Origin of the sequence: uncultured Caldilinea sp., assembly GCF_937128415.1 — a bacterium.
GTDB lineage: Bacteria > Chloroflexota > Anaerolineae > Caldilineales > Caldilineaceae > Caldilinea.
This window is the reverse complement of record NZ_CAKZMJ010000036.1, coordinates 1-19,170: the sequence shown is the minus strand read 5'-3', so window position 1 is coordinate 19,170 and position 19,170 is coordinate 1. Positions and strand designations below refer to the sequence as shown.

Annotated in this window: 12 protein-coding genes and 1 pseudogene; 7 read left to right on the top strand and 6 right to left on the bottom strand. The window is 63.3% G+C overall.

Going from position 1 to position 19,170, the window contains the following annotated elements:
* Positions 1 to 28 precede the first annotated feature (28 nt).
* Positions 29 to 841, bottom strand: a complete 813-nt coding sequence (locus Q0367_RS06000) for a BtpA/SgcQ family protein (RefSeq protein ID WP_297635935.1) — start codon at positions 839 to 841, stop codon at positions 29 to 31.
* A gap of 448 nt (positions 842 to 1,289) precedes the next feature.
* On the bottom strand, positions 1,290 to 2,051 hold the full coding sequence (locus tag Q0367_RS05995; protein ID WP_298981228.1) for a DeoR/GlpR family DNA-binding transcription regulator: 762 nt from the start codon (positions 2,049 to 2,051) through the stop codon (positions 1,290 to 1,292).
* 271 nt (positions 2,052 to 2,322) lie between these two features.
* Between Q0367_RS05995 and Q0367_RS05990 the strand changes: the two genes are divergently transcribed.
* Positions 2,323 to 3,564, top strand: a complete 1,242-nt coding sequence (locus tag Q0367_RS05990; protein ID WP_297635930.1) for an aspartate aminotransferase family protein — start codon at positions 2,323 to 2,325, stop codon at positions 3,562 to 3,564.
* Positions 3,565 to 3,647: 83 nt separating this feature from the next.
* Positions 3,648 to 4,595, top strand: a complete 948-nt coding sequence (locus Q0367_RS05985) for a DUF6206 family protein (RefSeq protein WP_297635920.1) — start codon at positions 3,648 to 3,650, stop codon at positions 4,593 to 4,595.
* Positions 4,596 to 4,847: 252 nt separating this feature from the next.
* Here the strand turns inward: Q0367_RS05985 and Q0367_RS05980 are convergent, their stop codons facing one another.
* The gene (locus Q0367_RS05980; RefSeq protein ID WP_298981227.1) at positions 4,848 to 9,104 is read right to left on the bottom strand and encodes an alpha-amylase family glycosyl hydrolase; all 4,257 of its coding nucleotides are present in this window, start codon (positions 9,102 to 9,104) and stop codon (positions 4,848 to 4,850) included.
* A 260-nt stretch (positions 9,105 to 9,364) separates the two neighbouring features.
* Between Q0367_RS05980 and Q0367_RS05975 the strand changes: the two genes are divergently transcribed.
* The 3 genes from Q0367_RS05975 (at position 9,365) to hutI (ending at position 14,187) form a co-directional block, all read left to right on the top strand.
* The gene (locus Q0367_RS05975; protein WP_298981226.1) at positions 9,365 to 11,563 is read left to right on the top strand and encodes a Tex family protein; all 2,199 of its coding nucleotides are present in this window, start codon (positions 9,365 to 9,367) and stop codon (positions 11,561 to 11,563) included.
* A 121-nt stretch (positions 11,564 to 11,684) separates the two neighbouring features.
* Positions 11,685 to 12,899 carry a M20 family metallo-hydrolase gene (locus Q0367_RS05970; RefSeq protein WP_298981225.1) on the top strand — a complete coding sequence of 405 codons (1,215 nt, stop codon included), beginning with the start codon at positions 11,685 to 11,687 and terminating at the stop codon, positions 12,897 to 12,899.
* A 10-nt stretch (positions 12,900 to 12,909) separates the two neighbouring features.
* Positions 12,910 to 14,187 (top strand): imidazolonepropionase, encoded by a 1,278-nt coding sequence (gene hutI, locus Q0367_RS05965; protein ID WP_298981223.1) that lies wholly within the window; start codon positions 12,910 to 12,912, stop codon positions 14,185 to 14,187.
* 2 nt (positions 14,188 to 14,189) lie between these two features.
* On the opposite strand, the gene Q0367_RS05960 is transcribed toward hutI, so the two are convergent.
* The 3 genes from Q0367_RS05960 to Q0367_RS05950 all read right to left on the bottom strand — a co-directional run bounded on the left by Q0367_RS05960 (position 14,190) and on the right by Q0367_RS05950 (position 16,834).
* Positions 14,190 to 15,125: a patatin-like phospholipase family protein gene (locus Q0367_RS05960; RefSeq protein WP_298981222.1), complete on the bottom strand. Its 936-nt coding sequence runs from the start codon at positions 15,123 to 15,125 to the stop codon at positions 14,190 to 14,192.
* Positions 15,122 to 15,448: a hypothetical protein gene (locus tag Q0367_RS05955; RefSeq protein ID WP_297635902.1), complete on the bottom strand. Its 327-nt coding sequence runs from the start codon at positions 15,446 to 15,448 to the stop codon at positions 15,122 to 15,124. The genes Q0367_RS05960 and Q0367_RS05955 overlap by 4 nt, the downstream gene beginning before the upstream one ends.
* Before the next feature lie 120 nt (positions 15,449 to 15,568).
* Positions 15,569 to 16,834 (bottom strand): hypothetical protein, encoded by a 1,266-nt coding sequence (locus tag Q0367_RS05950; RefSeq protein ID WP_297635899.1) that lies wholly within the window; start codon positions 16,832 to 16,834, stop codon positions 15,569 to 15,571.
* 270 nt (positions 16,835 to 17,104) lie between these two features.
* Here Q0367_RS05950 and thrC point away from each other — a divergent pair, with 270 nt between their 5' ends.
* Positions 17,105 to 18,427, top strand: a complete 1,323-nt coding sequence (thrC, locus tag Q0367_RS05945) for a threonine synthase (RefSeq protein ID WP_297635896.1) — start codon at positions 17,105 to 17,107, stop codon at positions 18,425 to 18,427.
* 363 nt (positions 18,428 to 18,790) lie between these two features.
* Positions 18,791 to 19,170: pseudogene (locus Q0367_RS05940) on the top strand (hypothetical protein); the annotation flags it as partial.

The following is a 19,170-nucleotide window of genomic DNA, read 5'->3' as shown; positions in this document are numbered from 1 at the left end:
CCCAATGCCACAGGAATGGCCGCCTGAATCAGGCAAGCCCTGCACGCACGGCGCGCACCTTGTCCATGAAGACGCGCACCCGCTCCGGGTCCACCGGATTCCAGGTGTAGCCATCCACCTTGAGGCTGGAGCCGACGATCACGCCGTCGGCCACCTCCAGATAGCGGGCGATGTTGTCGGCCCGCGCGCCGGTGTTGAGCAGCACGGGCGCCAGATCGGCGACGGCCTCCTTCGCTTCGCGCAGCGCGTCGATGCCCGGCTCGGCGCCCGCCATGGCGCCGGAGACCAGGATGGCGTCCGCCAGCGAGGAGACGACTGCGCTACGCGCCCTCTGCCCGACCGTGCGGCTTCCTAGCGGGGAGGCGAACTCCGGCGTGACGTTGTAGAAAACGCGCACGTGGTTGGCGCCGATCTGACGGCGATAGCGCAGCAGGGCGGCGGCGTCGGTGTTCCACAGCCCCATGTCGCTCTCATAGACGCCGGTGAAGACCTCGCGCACGAAGGATGCGCCCGTCGCCAGAGCGATGGCGAGCGGCGCCCTGGCGTCCCAAAGGAAATCGACGCCGAAGGGGCGATCCTTGGGCGCCACTTCGGCGATCACGCGCGCCATCACCGCCACCGCCTCGAAGTCCGCCTTCAGCGCGTAGGGACGGTCGCCCTCGTTACAAAAGAGCAGGGCGTCCACGCCCGCATCGAGCAGAATGCGGGCGTCCGATGCAACGGATTCCAGGATTCCCTCCACGCCTTTCTTTTCGTCGTACAGCGGTGTGCCGGGCAGCGGAGGGAAGTGCGTCATGGCAATCACCGGTTTTTCGACGCCGAATAGTTCTTTCAGCAACATTACTTGTCCTGTCCTTTTCTAATGTTGATTGAAAAATGACTCAGCAGCAGCCCTCACCCCCTGCCCCTCTCCCAAGGATGGGAGAGGGGGTGGAGAGCGTCGGCGCTGCGGCTACGCAAACACACCCGGATTTCACCGTAGCTGCGGCTCGCAGCCGCAGGTTCTCGGCAGACCCGTGGGAAGGCCCTCACCCCCTGCCCCCTCTCCCAAGGGCGGGAGAGGGGGAGACGGCCCTCACCCCCTGCCCCTCTCCCAAGGATGGGAGAGGGGGTGGAGAGCGTCGGCGCTGCGGCTACGCAAACACACCCGGATTTCACCGTAGCTGCGGCTCGCAGCCGCAGGTTCTCGGCAGACCCGTGGGAAGGCCCTCACCCCCTGCCCCCTCTCCCAAGGGTGGGAGAGGGGGGAAGAGAGCGTCGGCGCTGCGGCTCGCAGCCGCAGGTTCTCCTCATGCCAGGATCACCTCGACGCCCTGTTCTCGAATCCGCTGCACCATCCCTGCATCCGCCGCAGCGTCGGTGATGAGCTTATGAACGGCGCTGAGGGGCGCTACGGCGGCGAAGGCCACGTTGCCGAATTTGGTGGCGTCCGCCACGACGATGCACTCCTTGGCCGAACGTAGCATCGCCCGCTTCACCTGCGCGTCCTCCAGGTTGTATTCGGTCAGGCCGGCCTCCAGATCGACGCCGGCGATGCCCAGGAAGAGCTTGTCGACGAACAACTCCTGAAAGATGCGCTCGGCAAAATTTCCGACCAGCGAGAGCTCTCCATAGCGAAGGACGCCGCCGGCGACGATGACGCGATTCCCCGGGCGGCTGGCCAGCAAGTTGGCGATGTGCAGGCTCGGCGTGACGATGGTCAGGTTGTGAAAACGGCCAAGCCGCCTGGCGATCTCCAGCGTCGTCGTGCCGACGTCGAGCGCAATGCTGTCGCCATCCTGGATGCAGGCGAGCGCTGCGTCGGCGATGCGCGCTTTTTCCGCCGCCTGTTGCCGACTTCGCACGAGAAAGGGAGGCTCATAGCTGCGGTCGCGCACGCTCACCGCACCTCCGTGCACCCTGCGCAATAGCCCTTTACTCTCCAAAGCGAGCAGGTCGCGGCGGATCGTCATATCCGACGCACCCAGTTGTTCGCACAGCTCAGCAACCGACACGACGCCGCGCTCGTGCAAGGTGAGCAAAATCTGCTGTTGTCTTTCTTCGGCAAGCATGGTTATTGAAAGTCGGGTTGTTTGATTTTGTTTGTATACTACGCTATTTTTGTTTGTTTGTCAATAGATTCAAACAAATCTCAGGGATGTTTAGAGGAATGCAAGATATGGTGCAATTGAAAAGATGATTTGCTAAGGAAAATGAACATAATGCGTTGACGAATTCATGACATGCGATCCATAATGTCGAATATCTTCCTGCCCTACATTGCTCGCCAGCAATGGGTGAGACGGAAGACAGAGAATTGGATTCAGTGAATACGGAATCTCCATGTCGACAGACAAATCCGCCGTCATCGATCGATTCGCCCGTCATGTCTCCTCCGGCAAGGCGGCCTTTTTTCGCCGGGCGGGCATCGAGTTTGTCATGGGCCGCCGCGAGGGGCCGTACATCTGGGACATCGACGGCGAGAAGCGGCTCATCAACTGCCACTGCAACGGCGGCGTCTTCAACCTTGGCCATCGTCACCCCGCCGTTGTGCAGGCGCTGATCGAAAGCGCGCAGACGCTTGACATCGGCAACCATCATCTCCTCAGCGAACCGCGGGCGCGCCTGGCCGCGCGGCTCGCCGAGCTGGCGCCGGGGTTGACGTACACCGTCTTCGCCGTCGGCGGCGGCGAGGCGACCGACCTGGCGATCAAGGTGGCGCGCGGCTACACGGGGCGACAGAAGATCGTTTCGGCCAGCGGCGGCTATCACGGTCACACCGGCTTTGCGCTGTTTACAGGGGACGAGAAGTACTTTGCGCCCTTCGGCCCCCGCGCCCCCGGTTTTGTGCAGGTTCCTTTCAATGACGTCGACGCGCTGGCCGCCGAAGTGGAAGACGCCGCCGCTGTGATCCTGGAGACGATCCCGGCGACGCTGGGTATGCCGATCCCTGCGCCGGCGTATCTTCCGCAGGTGCGGCGCCTTTGCGACGCGCACGGCGCGCTGTTGATCCTCGACGAAATTCAGGCCGGCCTCGGGCGCACCGGTCGCCTGTGGGCGTATGAGCATTTCGACATTGTCCCCGACATGTTGTTGCTCGGCAAGGGGTTGTCCGGCGGCCTCTATCCGATGGCGGCGACCATGATGCGCAAAGAACTGGAGCGCGTCTTCCACGCCGATCCGTTCATCCACATTTCCACCTTCGGCGGCGCCGAGGTCGGCTGCCCGGTGGCGCTGAAGGTGCTGGAGATCAGCGCCGACCCGGCTTTCCTGGCGCACGTGCAGGCCATGGCGCAGGTCTTCGCCGACGGTTTCGTCGATCTGCAGCGCCGTCACGCCGGCGTGCTCGTCGGCCTGCGCCAAAAGGGGCTGATGATGGGCATCGAGATGGTGCATCCTGCGTGCGGCCCGCTTTTCACGAAAGCAGCCTATGACAACGGCTTCCTGTCGATCTACGCTGCCAATGACACGCGCGTGGCGCAGTTTTTGCCTCCGCTGATCATCGAGCGCCCGCTGGCGAATGAGCTGCTTCAGCGCGTCGACGCCGCCCTGGCGCAGGTGGCCGTGATGTTGCGCAGTGGGTGATGGGTGTTGCGTGATGCGTGTTGCGTGCGTTATTGAAACACGCAACGCGCTCGCACAAAACACGAAATAGAAACACGCTCCCCATGAACGAACAACTTCCTGTAGATATAGAGCGCCTTGAACAATTTGAGGCCGGGCTGAACCTGGCGCATCTGGAGCGCAGCGCCATTCCGCCGCAGGTGCTCGGCTACGGCGAAATCAGCGCAGTGCTCGCCATTGGCGACGATGGGCTGGCCTATAAGCGCATGCCGATGTTTCTCAGCGAGGCGGAGATCGAGGGGTATCGCCGCGCCTTCGCACGTTACATCGAGGCGCTGACCGAAGCGGGGCTGACGGTGGCGCCGAGTCGTCTGGTGCAGTTGAAGCAGCGTTGCGGCGCGCACCACGTGCTCTATCTCGTGCAACGGCGCCTGCCGGGGGACGCCATCGGCAACCGGCGCGTGCAGACGGCGGACGCAGACGGCGCCGGACGCCTCCTGGAAAGCGCACTGCGCGAGATCGCAAAGGTGGCGCGCTACAACCAATGTCAGGCGGGAGCGTGGGCGCTAGGCATCGACGGCCAGATCTCCAACTGGGCGATCATAGGCGAGGCGATGGATGCGCCGTCGGCGCTCTGCTACTTCGACATCACGACGCCGTTGATGCGGCGGGCAGGCGTCGAGCAGTTGAACGCCGAGCTCTTTCTGCGCAGCGCGCCCTCCTTTCTGCGCTGGGCGCTGCGCCGTTTCTTTTTGCAAGATGTGCTCGACCGCTACTATGACCTGCGCCGCATTGTCATTGACCTCATCGCCAATCTCCATAAGGAAGGCCGCCCCGACCTGATCCCGTCTTGGATCGAGCGAGCGAATCGCTTCTTCGCCGAGCAACCTTTTCCAATCGAACCGTTGCAACGACGCGAGATTGACGCCTACTACCGGGAAGACGCCTTTATCTGGCGCTTCTACCTGGCGGCGCGACGCATCGACCGAAAGCTGCACCGCTGGCGCGGGCGCACCTATCCTTATCTGTTGCCGGGCAAGATCCGCCGCTGAGGGAATTTGCAAAGCGCTTCTACGCCCTGAGAGGGGCGTTCGGACGGAAGCCGAATTGCGCTGCACCTGGGCATTGTGGCCGCCAGCCGGACATGGCGGCTTGTCAGTGTTTCTTTGCGGAGAAGGGTCCAAGTGGAGGCCAAACCTACATGCGCCTGCGGGTGCTTTTCGTCGGGCGCCAGAAAGCAATGCTGGCTGCCCTCAGAAGCACACAACCTCTGAAGGCAGCCAGCGCATCCAAGGGAGGTTTGCTCAGTTGCCGCACGGCGCGATGTTGCGCCAGTTGAGCACCGCGTCATTCACCGTCTGTTGGCCGTTGGCTCCATAGGCGAGGGTGAGCTGCCGATTGGCAAGCTCCTCGCATGCAGCGCCCTTCTCCACGAAGTCCCAGGAGCCAAGGGTGTATTTGTACTCGATCTGCACGCCCTCTTTACCGGTGAGGGTGATGCTCCATGCGTTGGGGCCGATCTGCGTCATGCTGACGCCGCCGGGGTTCCATTCCGGCAAGCCGCCGTCGAGGCGGTTGAGCGTGCCCGCAATGTAGACTGTGGCGCCGGCGGGCGTCGTCGCCGGCGTGGCGACGTTGAAGGTCACGCTCACCGTGCGCAGCGCAGCCGTCCCCTGCACTTCGTTGGAGTCGGCGGAGCGGTTGAAGGAGGTGTCCACTGCGCGCACGACGTAGAAGTAGCTGCGGTTTTCCTCCACAGCGGCGTCCGTGTAGGTCGTTGCGCCGACCACGAGCGCCAGCGTCGTATAGGGGCCGCCCGAGGCGTCGCTGCGCCGCACCTCATAGCCGTGCACGGCCACATCATCGGTCGAGGCGTCCCATGCCAGCTCGATGCCTGCGGGCGAGCCGCTCAGCACGCGCAGGTTGACCGGCGTCGAAGGCGGGGTTGCGTCGCCGCTAAGGTTGACCGTCAATCGGCCTGGGTTGGAAGGCGCCGCGCCGGTTGGAACCGGACCGTTGAGGTCGGCGTAGAGCCAGGTGCGCCCGCCGTTGGTGCTGTAGCGATAGACGTAGTCATAGCTGCCCACGGCGTCGGGCAGCAGGCTGGCCATAAACTCGTCGTTGTTGCCCACATCGACGTTGAAGACGGCGTCCACCCACGACCAGCCGGCGTCGCTCGCCGGGTTGCTGCCCGCCGGGCCAAAGCCGAGCTGCGCCTGCAGGCCGGGAGTGGGGCCGGGCTGGTTGGTGACGCCGTCGATCCAGACCTGACCGTAGGCGGTCGGCGTGCGGTTGACCGTGCTGATCGTGTGCTCCATGGTCGGCGGCCACTGGAGATTGGCCCAGCCGATCGGGTAGCTGGGTACATCCGACGCTTCATTCGAGGCTGCGCCCACGTTGCCCGCAGCGTCGACCGCCTTCACCACGTAGTAGTAGATTCTGGCGTTTTCCAGGCCGGCGTCGACATAGCTCGTTCCCGTCGTCTCGCCGACCAGGACGTAGCCGCCGCCGGTGACCGGGCTGCGATAGATGCGATAGGTTGCGGCGTCGCTCACCGGGCTCCAGGCGAGCGTGACCTGGCGGTCGCCGGCCGTCGCCGTGAGATTGGCGGGCGCGGCGGGCGCAACCAAATCCTGGCCAGGCATGGGCAGGAGCACCAGCGCGCTCATGGCGGGCATGCTCAGGGTGAGCACGCCGTCCGAGGCTGTGTAGACCGTCGGCGGCAACTGCGGCACGCGGTTGAGCGCATCGTAGAGCGCAACGTTGGCGGGCAGGCGACCGTCGAGGGGAACGGCCAGCGTCTGCGGCGTCGTATTGCGGTTGATGGCCACCACGGCGCCTTGGTCAGGCGTGCGCATCAAGTAGGCCAGCGTGCGGTTGACGTCGTCGGTGAGCAGAAAGCTCAGCTCGCCGTAGCGGAAGACCGGGTTCTGACGGCGCAGGTGGGTGAGTGCGGCAAAATGGCGGAAGAGCAACGGGTCGCCGCCGGCGCCCGCCGGGCCGACGCCGCTCCATGGGAAGGTGCGACGGTCATCGGGGTCATCGTCGCCGGTGAGACCGATCTCGTCGCCGTAGTAGATGGTGGGCGCGCCGGGAAGGGTCATCTGCACCGCGGCCGCCAGCATCAGGCGACGCTTGCCTTCGGCGACGTTGGCGGCGTTGAATTCGCGTTCCTCGCGGTTGCGCGCGCCCGGCGTCAGCGCCCAGAGGATGCGCTGCGTGTCGTGGCTGCTCAGCAAGTTGAGCATCGTGTAATAGGCGGCGTCGGGAGTGTCCTCGCGCACCGAGATCAGCTTTTCGGCGAAGAGGCTGGGCGGCTGGTCGCTCTGGCCGTCGTCGGGGAAGCCCTTGTCGTCGACGCGGCCAAAGAAGCCGAGAATGGCGTTGCGGAAGCGATAGTTCATGGCGGTGTCGGCGGTGTCGCCCAGCACTTTGGGCAGTACCTCGAACTTCTTCCACAGCTCGCCGATGATCGGCGCGTCGGGCCGGGTTGCCTTCACCGCCTGGCGGAAGGCCGGCCAGAAGTCCGGTGGGAAGGAAGGATCGCCCATCACGTCGAGCCGCCAACCGGCTGCGCCCAGGTTGAGCCAATAGCGCGCTACGGCGTTCGGCGCGTTGTAGATCAGGTTGCGCACCTCGGGGTTGTACTTGTTCAACACGGGCAGGCTGTCGAAGCCGAACCAGGCGTCGTAGGTCATGGTGTTGGGGCCATCTGGCCCGGCGCACGGGCCGCCCGCCTGAGGTCGGAAGGTGAACCAGGCGCGATAGGGCGAATCGACGCTCTCGCAGGCGCCGAGGGTGGCGAAGCGGCGATAGCGGTCGAAATAGGGGCTGTCGGATGAGACGTGATTGAAGACGCCGTCGAGCACGATGCGGATGCCCTGTTGCTCGGCCAGACGCACCAGTTGCTGGAACTCCTGATTGTCGCCGAAAAATTTGTCGATCTGGTAATAGTCCTGCGTGTCGTAGGCGTGGTTGGAGCCGGCCTCGAAGATCGGGTTCAAGTAGATGACGGTGACGCCGAGCGCCTTCAGATATTGGAGGCGCTGCATGACGCCGCGCAGGTCGCCGCCGAAGTAGTCGCGGCCGCGCGGGCCCTCGGTGCAGGGTTGCGCCGGCGACTGATAGTGTCGGCAGTAGCCTTCAGGCAGGTCGCCCCACCGTTTGACGATGATCTGGTCGAGCGGTTCGGGCGGATAGCCGTAGCGCGGCTCGTTGCCTTTGGGGTTGTTGTTGGCGCGGCCATCGCGGAAGCGATCCGGGAAGATTTGGTAAACGACAGCGTTCTGCATCCAGGGGATGGGTTGGAAGTCGGGGTCGAAGACGGTGATGGCGTAGCTGTTGTCGCGCAGGCTTGGCCGCGCCTCGCCCCAGCCGCCGTTGCGGAAATCATCGTCGTCGTAGTAGGCCGTGGCCGTTCCATCCTGGACGATGAAACGATAGTAGAGCGTGGTGGGGACGTCAGGCGTGAGCGTCGCCTGCCAGAAGTCGCAGCGTCTGTCCTCCTGCGCCGGGTCGTAGCAAGAGACGCCGCTCGCCACGCGCTCCATGTTGATGAACGACTGCGCGTTGGCGGCGGTGCTCCAGACGCGCATGCGCACGCCGGTCACGTCGTTGGCGTAGGTGCGGAAGCGCAGCGTCACCGTATCGCCGGGGTTGACGGCCCCGAAGGGGGTGCGATAGAGGGTGTCGTGCGAGTTGTGGCCCAGGCCGAAATACTCGACGTTGTTGTCCGGCGCAGATTCGCCCGTCTGCACGCTGATGGTGAGCAGCCTGGTGATATGGCTGTAGCTGAAGTGCACTGTGGCATTGGCGGGCACGCTGAAGGGAATGTTGGGGCCGCCTGGGACGCCGCCCTGGCCATAGTTTTCATCCCAGCTTTCATTGATGGCGACCTTCGCTTCGTAGTCGCCCGGCGGAATTTGGCTCGTGCTGAAGGTGTAGACGCCGTCGGCGTCCGGGTCTTGCAGCCACGAGCGCAGACAGTCGGGCTGCCAGTCGCCCGGACAGCCGATTTCGCTCTGGAAGGAGCCGGGGACGGTGGCGATGACGCTGTTGCGGTTGTCGGTGATCCAGTGTGTCTTGTGGTCATAGTAGAACTTGACGGAGGCGGCTTCTGCGAGCGTCAGCGGAATGTTGGGGCCATTGCGTTGGGCGTTGGCGCCGTAGTTCTCGTCCCAACCGCCGTTGAGCGCCGCTTTGTATTCCCAGGCGCCGGCCGGAATCGGAAAGGCTCCCTGCCACACGTCGTCGTTGGCGTCGAAGGTCAACCAGGTGACCGTGCACTCCGGCTGCCAGTCGCCAGGACAGCCCAGCTCGCTCTGAAAGCTGCCGGCCACCGTCACGCTGGTGGGCGCGGGCGTGTGCGAGGCGGAGAAGAGGGTCGATGCGGAAACTGCGGCGGTCTGAACGGCCGGTAAATACAACCGTGCGCTTGCGTCGTTCTCCGGCGACTCTTGTTGCAGCGCCTGCGGCGTCGCCGGCGCAGCCTCTGCCAGCGGCGTAAAAGAGAGCAATATGGTGATCAACAATAGAAGATGGATAAATCTGCTGGGCTTCATGGTGGGGCTTCTCCTTTGAGGAACAGACGATTGTGCAATGGGAAGGAAAGAGCGGCTGACGTGTTCCTCCCAGATTATACAACCTCTTTAGGAGCGCATGTCAATACCCTTTCTCTGACAATTTTGCGCCTTTGTGCGAAAATCCTTCTTGCGTCTTTGGATCTTTGCGCCTTTGCGTTACTGCATCACTACAAATACAAACCGTTTGCAATGAATCACCGATGCCATCGTTTGCCTGAGGGAATCTGTCCATAACGACCATGTCTGCGAATCCGAATTCTTATCCCGCCCGTATTGCGGCGAAGCTCAACCTGCCGGAGCGCAGCGTCGCCGCCGCCGTTCAACTGCTCGACGAAGGTGCAACATTGCCGTTCATCGCCCGCTATCGCAAGGAGGCCACCGGCGGGCTGGATGAAGAGCAACTGCGCGCCATCGAACAGACGTTGACCTCGCTGCGCAACCTTGATGAACGCCGCGAGACGATCCTCTCCTCCATCCGCGAGCAGGGCAAGCTTGCGCCCGCGCTGGAGGAGCAGATTCTCGCCGCCGAGACGATGACCGCGCTTGAAGACCTGTATCAGCCCTATCGCCCGAAGCGCCGCACGCGCGCCGGCATCGCCAGGGAACGGGGTCTGCAGCCGCTGGCCGATCTTATCCTGGCGCAGCCGCGCAGAGGCGAGACTCCCGAAAGCGCTGCGCAGCCGTTTGTGAGCGACGCCGTTCCCACCGTCGAAGACGCGCTGGCCGGCGCTCGCGACATCGTCGCCGAGACGATCAGCGACGACGCCGAAGTGCGTCGCCAGACGCGCGACAAGGCGATGCGTTTCGCCACCCTTGCCGCTGCGCGCATCGAGGACGCCGTCGATGAGAAGGGCGTCTATGCGCTCTATTACGACTTCACCTGTCGCATCGACCGGCTCAAGCCTTATCAGGTGTTGGCTATCAACCGTGGTGAGCGGCAGAAAGTGCTGCGTGTGCGCGTCGAGATTCCGGAGCGCGACTGGCGGCAGGCGATTCACAAGGTCTTCCCCGATCATCCGCTCTCGCCGTGGGCGGAGCAGCTCCGGCTGGCGACCGAGGATGCGGCCAAACGGCTGTTGTTGCCCGCCATTGAGCGCGATGTGCGCAACGCCTTGACGGAAATGGCCGAGACGCACGCCATCCGCGTCTTCGCCGCCAACCTGCGTGGTCTGCTCACCCAGCCGCCGCTGGCGGGGCATGTCGTCATCGGCGTCGATCCGGGCTATCGCACCGGCTGCAAAGTGGCGGTCGTCGATCCTTCCGGCAAGCTCCTGGAGACGGCCACCCTCTATCCGCATCCGCCGCAGCATCAACGCCGCGAGGCGCTGGCGTTGCTCGCCGATCTGGTTCGACGCCATCGGGCGACGCTGATCGCCATCGGCAACGGCACGGCGTCTCGAGAGACAGAGCATCTGGTCGCCGAGTTGATCCGACAATGGGAAGAGGCGCAACACAACGGCGGCCGCACCGATCTGCGTGGGTCGGGAGCGCCGTCCCTTCGCTATCTTATCGTCAACGAAGCCGGCGCCAGCGTCTACAGCGCCAGCCCGCTCGCCCGCGCCGAGCTGCCCGATCTCGACGTGAGCATGCGCGGCGCGGTCTCCATTGCGCGCCGCGTGCTCGATCCGCTGGCCGAGCTGGTCAAGATCGATCCCAAATCGATCGGCGTCGGACTCTACCAGCACGACGTTGACCAGAAAGCCCTGGCCGTTGCGCTCGACGGCGTGGTGGAGAGCGTCGTCAACCAGGTGGGCGTAGACGTCAACACCGCCTCGCCTGCGCTGCTGACCTACGTGGCCGGCGTCGGGCCGAAGCTGGCGGCGAGCATCGTGGCGCACCGCAACGAACATGGCCCCTTTCCCACGCGCGCGGCGCTGAAGAAGGTCGCCGGCCTGGGGCCGAAAGCCTTCGAGCAGGCGGCGGGCTTCTTGCGCGTGCGCAACGGCGAAGAACCGCTCGACGCCAGCGCCATTCATCCGGAAAGCTACGCCACGGCGCGGCGGGTGCTCAAGCTGGCGGGCGTCGACATGCGCGCACCGGTCGCAGAGCGGCAGGCGGCGCTGGATGCGTTGCTGGAGCGCAAGCCGTTGCCTGCGCTGGCGCAGGAGCTTGGCTGCGGCGAGCCGACGCTGGCCGACATTCTGGAGCAAATCGTGCGTCCTGGCCGCGATCCGCGCCAGGACGCGCCGCCTCCCATCCTGCGCAGCGACGTGCTTTCCATGGAGGACCTCGTCGTCGGCATGCGGCTGCGCGGCGTGGTGCGCAACGTCGTTGACTTCGGCGCGTTTGTGGACATCGGCGTCAAGCAGGATGGGTTGTTGCATCGTTCGCAGCTGCCGGTGGGCGAGCGGCTGAGCGTCGGCGATGTGATCGAGGTGGAAGTGGCGAGTGTGGATAAAGAGCGCGGGCGCATTGCGCTCGGATTGGCGAGCATCTGATCATGATACGCAAGGTCTTGGGTAATCTGAGGAGGCGCAGCTACGAGCAGCGCCTACGGGAATGGAGGACGGGGTGTCCTTAAATAATTTACATAATATTAAACCTGAAAGAATTCGCTCATTGGTTGCTGCTTTCGACGGCGAGCAGCTGCTGGCCGAACTCGACGCGCTCGGCGCCATCGGGTGGAAGCCTGGAGCAGGGTTGCAGCGCATGGCTTACAGCGACACTGATCTCGAGGCGCGGCGATGGGTGCTGGCGCAGATGCAGGCGCTGGGAATGCAGGCGTGGATCGATCCGGCGGGCAACGTCATCGGCTATCTGCCCGGCGGCGAGGCGTTGCCCGCCTTAGCGATCGGTTCGCACACCGACAGCGTGCCCGGCGGCGGCAAGTTCGACGGTGCGCTCGGCGTGCTGGCCGGGCTTGCCTGCGTGCGCACGCTGCGCAGCCAGGACGTCCAACTGCGCCATCCGCTGTTGCTGATCGACTTCGCCGCCGAGGAGGCGACCACCAGCGCCAGCCCCACCGGCAGTCTCTCCTTCGTCGGCGGGTTGACGCAGACGGCCCTCGACGGGCCGGGCTGGGACGGCCGCTCGACCGCCGCCCTGCTCGCCGACCGTGGCTTCGACGTCGCCGCCATGATCGCCAATCGTCCACCCATGCCCATTGCCGCGTTTTTGGAATTGCACATCGAACAAGGAGAGCGATTGGCGTGCGCCGGCGTTCCAATCGGCGTTGTGGAGGGCATCGTCGGCATCCGGCGCTATTACGTTCACTTCCAGGGGCAGGCCAACCACGCCGGCACGACGGACATGGCGCGTCGTCGCGATGCGCTGGTGATGGCTGCGCCGTTCATCCTCGCAGTGCGCGATGCTGCGGTGGCGCATGGCATCGTCGGCACGGTGGGGCGGATCGAGGTGCATCCCAATGCGCCCAACGTGGTCCCCGGCCGCGTGACGCTGGACGTCGAGATTCGCGGGCTGGACGACGCTGTGCTCGATCGGGTGGAGACGATTCTGGCGGCGGAGGCGGCGCGCTGCGAGGGAAGGCTGCATTTTGGCCATCGTAAGGAGCCGGTCCTGGCCGACCCGAATCTAATGGCGGCCATCGAACGAGGCTGCAAGGCGCTGGGTCTGCGCACGATGCGCCTGCCCAGCGGCGCCGGCCACGACGCCATGAACCTGGCGGCGATCTGTCCCTACGCCATGATCTTTGCGCCCAGCGAGCAGGGCGTCAGCCATGCGCCGGAGGAGTGGACGCAGCCGCACGATTGCATCAACGCTGGTCGCGCGCTGTTGGCCGCTCTGCTGGAAGTGGACGCCATGCTCGACGCATAAGGGAGACGCCATGACCGAAATTGTCGATCTCTTGCTGGTGAACGCCGCGCAGGTGGTCACCTGTGCAGGTCCAGGGCCAAAACGGGGCGCCGCTCTGGCGGATGCTGGGGTTATCGAGCGCGGCGCAGTCGCCGTCGACGATGGGCGAATTGCAGCGGTTGGGCCCACGGCGGAGCTGCAAAGCCGCTTTCGCAGCCGCGTTCATATGGACGTCGCCGGCAAGATCATCTGTCCGGGCTTTGTGGACTGCCACACGCATCTGGTGTTCGCCGGCGATCGCGTCGACGAGTTCGAGCGTAAGCTGGCCGGCGCTTCCTATCAGGAGCTGCTGGCCGCAGGTGGAGGCATCCTCTCGACCATGCGCGCCACGCGTGCGGCTTCGCTCGACGAACTGGTGGCGCTGGGGCGGCGCCGTCTCTACGCCATGGCGCGCCTGGGCACGACGACGGTTGAGATCAAGAGCGGGTATGGCCTGGACACAGCTGGCGAGCTGAAAATTCTGGCGGCCATCGAGCAGTTGGCCGTCGCCGCGCCGCAAGATATCGTTCCCACCTTTCTGGGCGCGCATGCGTTGCCGCCGGAGTTCATCGGCGACCCGGACGGTTATATTGCATTGGTCTGTGAGGAGATGTTGCCGGCGGTGGCGGCATGGCGCAACGCTTCGCTTTTCAACGCACTCGGCGTTCCTGTGTTCAACGACGTCTTTTGTGAACAAGGCGTTTTCGATCTCGCTCAGTCGCGGCGGGTGTTGGAGGCCGGTCTGAAGATCGGGTTGCGTCCCAAAATTCACGCCGATGAGTTCGTTTCGCTCGGCGGCGCACGACTGGCTGCCGAGCTTGACGCCATCTCCGCCGACCATCTGGACGCAACGCCGCCGGAAGAGATGGCGGCGCTGGCGGCTTCGCAGACGATCGCAGTGCTGTTGCCGGGCGTCAATTTCCACCTGGGCAGCCATCATTTTGCTCAGGCGCGTCGTTGGGTGGAGGCGGGCGCGGCGGTTGCGCTGGCGACCGACTTCAACCCCGGTTCTGCACCGATCCTCTCCCTGCCGCTGGTGATGGCGATCGCCTGTCGCTATCAGCGGCTCACGCCTGCGGAGGCGCTCAACGCCGTCACCCTCAACGCGGCGCACGCCCTCGGCCTGGGCGACCGCCTCGGCTCGCTGGAAGTCGGAAAGCAGGCGGATCTGCTGGTCGTCGATGCGCCTGATTATCGTCATCTGGCCTACTGGCTGGGAGATAACCTCGTGGCGGCGGTGATCAAAGCGGGCAAACCGTTGGAAATGTAATTTTACGCCTTGCTCATCTGGTTGCGCCGCTGTTGACCCAGGAAGAGATGCATCCATTGGCGCCACCAGGGTGCGCCGGCCGTCTCGCCATTCACCAGTGTGGCGGAATCCCCTTTCTGCATGAGCGCCGCCGCGCGCTCGTAGCCCTGCTCGATCAAGGCGGCCGAGTGACTGAAGTCCGTCGGCTCGATCGGGTCGTCCGTCCATAAGGGAAGATAGTGCAGACGCACGCGGCGCGCCGCCTCCGCCAGATGGAGGTCGTGATCGGCCTGCTGACGCAGCATGGTGGAGACGGCGTGATTGATATGGTCTGCAACTCCGCGCAGCCGCTTTTGCAAGGGTTCGGCGTTGGGTCGATGCAGATGCAGGGCATAGATCTCTGTGGCGCCTCGCTCCAGGGCTACGCGCAGCGGCAGCGGTGTCACCGTGCCGCCATCCACATAGCGCTCGCCGTTGATCTCCCAGGGTGGATGCAGCGGCGTCAGGGCTGTGCTGGCCATCAGAGCGTCGAGCACGAGGTCATGCGGGTTGTCGCCGAAGACGTGCAGCCTGCCGGTGGTCAGATGCATGGCGGTCACGTACAGGCGGGCGCCGCGGAGGTCGCCAAAGGTGAGAGAGGGCGAGCAGCCGCTCTCCTGCAGAAAGGCGTAGAAACGGCGATTGTCGTACAGACTGTCCTGGCCGGTGATCAGGCGCCAGAAAACCTGAAGCTTTGAACCCGGATAGACGCGATCGGTGGTGACGTTGCGCCACACCTGTTCCGCCCGCTCGATCTCGCCGAGAGTCGGGGCGATGGCCAGAAAGGAAGCGTTCAGAGCGCCGGCGGAGCAGCCGACGACGATGTCGGGCGTGATATTCTTTTCCAGCAACAGACGCAATGCGCCGATCTGCATGGCGCCCAAGGAACCGCCGCCGCTCAGCACAAAGGCCCGTTTCATGCGTCTTCTCCCTCGCGTTGGTTCTGCTCCGCCGCGCACCGGGGACAATAGCGTGGATCGGAAAGCTCTATCATATGCCTGGTGCAGACGGCGAAGGTCACCTCCACCTGACTACGCAAGAACTTTCTGACGATCGTCGCTTCAAGCGCCAACTCGCGGCTATTGCTGGAAATCAGTATCTCCGGAACCGGACAGGAATCACAGTGACTGCGCTTCCAAGCGATTTTATTTTCCGGGTTGGCGGCGAGCAGCCGGCATTCCTCTTTGTTTTTGCCTCGAAAATAATCGCCGTAAAAGAAACGGCAGTTGACCGGCTTGTTCATGAAAGCTATTGAATCAAAAGAAGAACAGACCACAAGAAGCGCCTGTGGTCTGTTCAACTAGACGAACGGAGAAATGCGGCGAAGCGGATGAAGCACAGGCTCTAGTTAATGGAAAAGAGATCAATTCTTCCAGAACCATGCGCCGTCGTCGGACTCATCAAATCCATCGTCCTCATCGTCTTCGTAATCCTCAATTTCAGAGCGAAAGGACTCTAGATCGATGAAGAGGCGTTCAGCCAGATCGTCGACGCGCTTGCTTTGCTCGGGCAGCAAGTAGCCAAATTCCTGCTCCAGCCCAAGCAGCATCTCAAGCTCCGCCTCGAGCAAGTGATAGTCAGAATGGGAAAGCGCCTCTTCCGTTCCCTCGGCCATGCGGTGCGCCGCCAGGTACGATTCATAGTCGGGACAGGTGTCCTCTTCGCTCTCCATGTCGAAGAACTCCTCGTCATTATCGAGCCATGCGTCTGGATCGTCGAATTTGAATTCTGACGCAGAAAGGATGGCGTCGAAATCGACCAGCGCGTCTTCCGATTGATCAGGCGAACGACGCTCCGGGCTGGTGGGATTGCGAACAGCCATCATTTTCGTCTTTTTGACGGCGCCGCGCGGGTCAAGCAGATAGCCAGAACCATCCTCAGAGAGGCGCAGTGCGCTATATTGATGAAGCACCATGTGCAAGTCGTCGGGCGGAATCGGGCCCCGATAGAGATTGCGGCCGATCAAAAGAGCGGCAAGCTCCCAAACCGGCATGACTTTGTCGGAGCGACGAGAAGAAGCCACCAGCTCCTCCGCCGCCATCGCAAGCCGGATGTTCTGTTCGCGGATGGCGGCCTCGTCGCGGCTCTCGCGAGGCTGAAGGCGCATCATGTAGCGCCCTTCCACCGCATCCTGAACCAGGATTAAGATATCGTCCTGGCTCTGCCCGCCCAGCGCATCGATCCATTCGGCAAATTCTACGCCCAGACGCAGCGACCAGATCTTCCGTTCGACGGCCAGCTCAGCAGCCAGCGTCGGACCACCCATCAACTCGACGGTGATGCGGCGCACGTCTGCGCGATGGTCCTGAAAGAATTGCGGGAAAAAGACGGCATGCTCCAGCTCATCCAGCAGCAAATAGCCGCGCCGCACTTCTTCGGCTGTCAGTTGATGGCGGAATGTGCTGTATTGCAGAAGATGCGACAGCCAACCGAACTGACTTGGCGCCACCGGCACAGCCTGATACAACTTTCGAATCGCCCGATAAATCTCGTGGCGAGCCCCTTTCCCGAGCGGGCGCTCACGACTCACCGTCAAGAGCAAGGCGTCGATCGAGAGCGGTTCCGTCGAGGCGCTCAGCGCGCGGGCGACGCACGTCGTATAACTTGGATACCGTCCAGACTTTGCCATGCACACTTTCTCCCTTCTCTCAAACAAATTCACTGGGATTATCCCACAGATGTCGCAAAATGTCTATTGTTTTCATACCAATTGCGGCGCACCTCCGGCAAAGGGACGTTTACACCCTCAAAGAGTGGGGCGTTGCGCTATAATCGATGCGGAATTGAGCTTTTTAATTTTGATTGCATTTGATTGCAGTGTAAAACGGTGCGAGGAAGATTGTCTTAACGATTTGCTTGCAAAGCGTCAAGTTATATTCATATTGAATTGGAGGCCGCGATGGGTCAAGAGTCAGTGCGCTCTGAATTGATTGAGCCATATTTCGTCAAAACATTGCGCTGTCTGCGTTGTGGCAAAGAGTATGCGCCAGGCGCAATCGAGTACGTGTGTCCCTGCCGCTCCAATCGCGGCAGCGACCTGGGCACCCTGGATGTCTCGTATGACTACACAGCGATCGCTCGCGTCACCGATCCCGAACGGATGCGCCTGGACTCAGATCCATCGATCGGCCGCTTTTGGCCGCTGCTCCCCATCGCTGGCCGCCAGAGTTTGCCGCCCTTGCCGGTAGGAGGCACTCCGCTCCTCTCTGTCCCGCGACTGCGCCATGAAACGGGTCTTCCCAATCTTTGGATCAAGGATGACGGCCGCAACCCCAGCGCCTCATTTAAAGACCGAGCGTCGGCGATCGCAGTGGCGCGCGCACAGGCGGAGTCTCGCCCGATCGTGGCGACGGCCAGCACCGGCAACGCTGCGGCTGCGCTTGCGGCCCTGGCCGCCGCCGCAGGACAACGCACGGTGATCTTCGTGCCCCAGAGCGCGCCGCCGGCCAAAGTCGCACAGCTCCTCGTCTACGGCAGCATCGTGCTGGCGGTGAACGGGAGCTATGACGAGGCGTTCGACCTTTGCACCAAGGCGTGCCTGGAGTTCGGCTGGTATAATCGCAGCACCGGTTACAATCCCTACATGACCGAAGGGAAGAAGACCGTTTCGTATGAGATTGCGCTGCAGCTCGCCGAACAGACCGAGGCGAAAGCTCCGATGAAGGCGCCCGATGCGGTCTTTGTTTCGGTCGGAGACGGGTGCATCATCGGCGGTGTGCACAAGGGGTTCAAGGATCTGTTGACGCTGGGATGGATCGACCGAATGCCGCGCCTCTTTGGCGTGCAATCTGCGCGCAGCCCGGCTCTGTACAACGCCTGGCGCAGCGGTGCAGAAATTCCAGAGCCTGTGCGCGCCGCCACGCGCGCCGACAGCATCAGCGTCGACGCTCCGCGCGACCCGATCAAGGCGCTGAACGCAGTGCGTCAGACCGGCGGCGCATTTGTCCTGGTGGAGGACGAGGCGATTCTACAGGCGATCTTGCCGCTGGCGCGGTTCGGCGCCGTCTTCGCCGAACCCGCCGGCGCCGCAGCCTATGCAGGTCTTTTACAGGCGCGCCGGGATGGATTGGTGCACAAAGAGGAAACGATTGTCGTCATCAACACCGGCAGCGGCCTGAAGGATGTGCGCGCAGCCATGGAGGTCGCCGGAGCGGCGCACGCAGTTGAGCCTTCGTTGGCGGCGGTGCGCAACCTGTTGGAGCAAGGCGCTCTTTCCACCTGAGCGTGAAAGCAAGTTGTTTGCATCTTGTTGGATTGCTGCAGGAGGCTGAGGAGAGGGACGAACAATTTTTCTGAGAAACCTCGACCGGGTTATAATGGACAAAAAGGTGCGCTTTGTTATAGAAGTTACGCTGTTGAACCTGGCAATCGATAGAGCGGATTGAGTAAATCGTTGGCAGGCAGCGGGTGTGGCTCCCGGCCATAAGTTCTCGATTGGACCACAAGGTCTTGGCGAATTCGAGGAAGCGCAGCGAGGAGTTGCGCATACAGGGCGCCAGTACCATCGCGCATCATTTGCTCTGGCAAAAAGAAAATGACCTACGCGTCGATTATTCGTAAACTTCCCCAGGATATCCAGTACCCTATGCTGGAGCTCATCGAGACGCTTCAGCGGGACATGCGCGAGCAGTATGCGGTGCGTCGCCAGGATTTTGAGGCGTTGAGCGCAGCGGTGGCCGAGCTGGCGCAGGCGCAGAAACGGTCGGAGGAGCGGCTGACTCGGCTGGAGCGCGTCGTCGAGGAGTTGGCGCAGGCGCAGAAGCGCACCGAGGAGCGAGTCGAGGAGTTGGCGCAGGCCCAGAAACGGTCGGAGGAGCGGCTGACCCGGCTGGAGCTTGTCGTCGAAGAGTTGGCGCAGGCGCAGAAGCGCACCGAGGAGCGAGTCGAGGAGTTGGCGCAGGCGCAGAAGCGCACCGAGGAGCGAGTCGAGGAGTTGGCGCAGGCGCAGAAGCGCACCGAGGAGCG

Excerpts from the sequence above, each read along its gene's own strand:
- Q0367_RS05950 (WP_297635899.1), bottom strand. The coding sequence starts at position 16,834 with ATGGCAAAGTCTGGACGGTATCCAAGTTATACGACGTGCGTCGCCCGC.
- Q0367_RS05990 (WP_297635930.1), top strand. The coding sequence starts at position 2,323 with ATGTCGACAGACAAATCCGCCGTCATCGATCGATTCGCCCGTCATGTC.
- thrC (WP_297635896.1), top strand. The coding sequence starts at position 17,105 with ATGGGTCAAGAGTCAGTGCGCTCTGAATTGATTGAGCCATATTTCGTC.
- hutI (WP_298981223.1), top strand. The coding sequence starts at position 12,910 with ATGACCGAAATTGTCGATCTCTTGCTGGTGAACGCCGCGCAGGTGGTC.
- Q0367_RS05985 (WP_297635920.1), top strand. The coding sequence starts at position 3,648 with ATGAACGAACAACTTCCTGTAGATATAGAGCGCCTTGAACAATTTGAG.
- Q0367_RS05975 (WP_298981226.1), top strand. The coding sequence starts at position 9,365 with ATGTCTGCGAATCCGAATTCTTATCCCGCCCGTATTGCGGCGAAGCTC.
- Q0367_RS06000 (WP_297635935.1), bottom strand. The coding sequence starts at position 841 with ATGTTGCTGAAAGAACTATTCGGCGTCGAAAAACCGGTGATTGCCATG.
- Q0367_RS05995 (WP_298981228.1), bottom strand. The coding sequence starts at position 2,051 with ATGCTTGCCGAAGAAAGACAACAGCAGATTTTGCTCACCTTGCACGAG.
- Q0367_RS05980 (WP_298981227.1), bottom strand. The coding sequence starts at position 9,104 with ATGAAGCCCAGCAGATTTATCCATCTTCTATTGTTGATCACCATATTG.
- Q0367_RS05955 (WP_297635902.1), bottom strand. The coding sequence starts at position 15,448 with ATGAACAAGCCGGTCAACTGCCGTTTCTTTTACGGCGATTATTTTCGA.
- Q0367_RS05960 (WP_298981222.1), bottom strand. The coding sequence starts at position 15,125 with ATGAAACGGGCCTTTGTGCTGAGCGGCGGCGGTTCCTTGGGCGCCATG.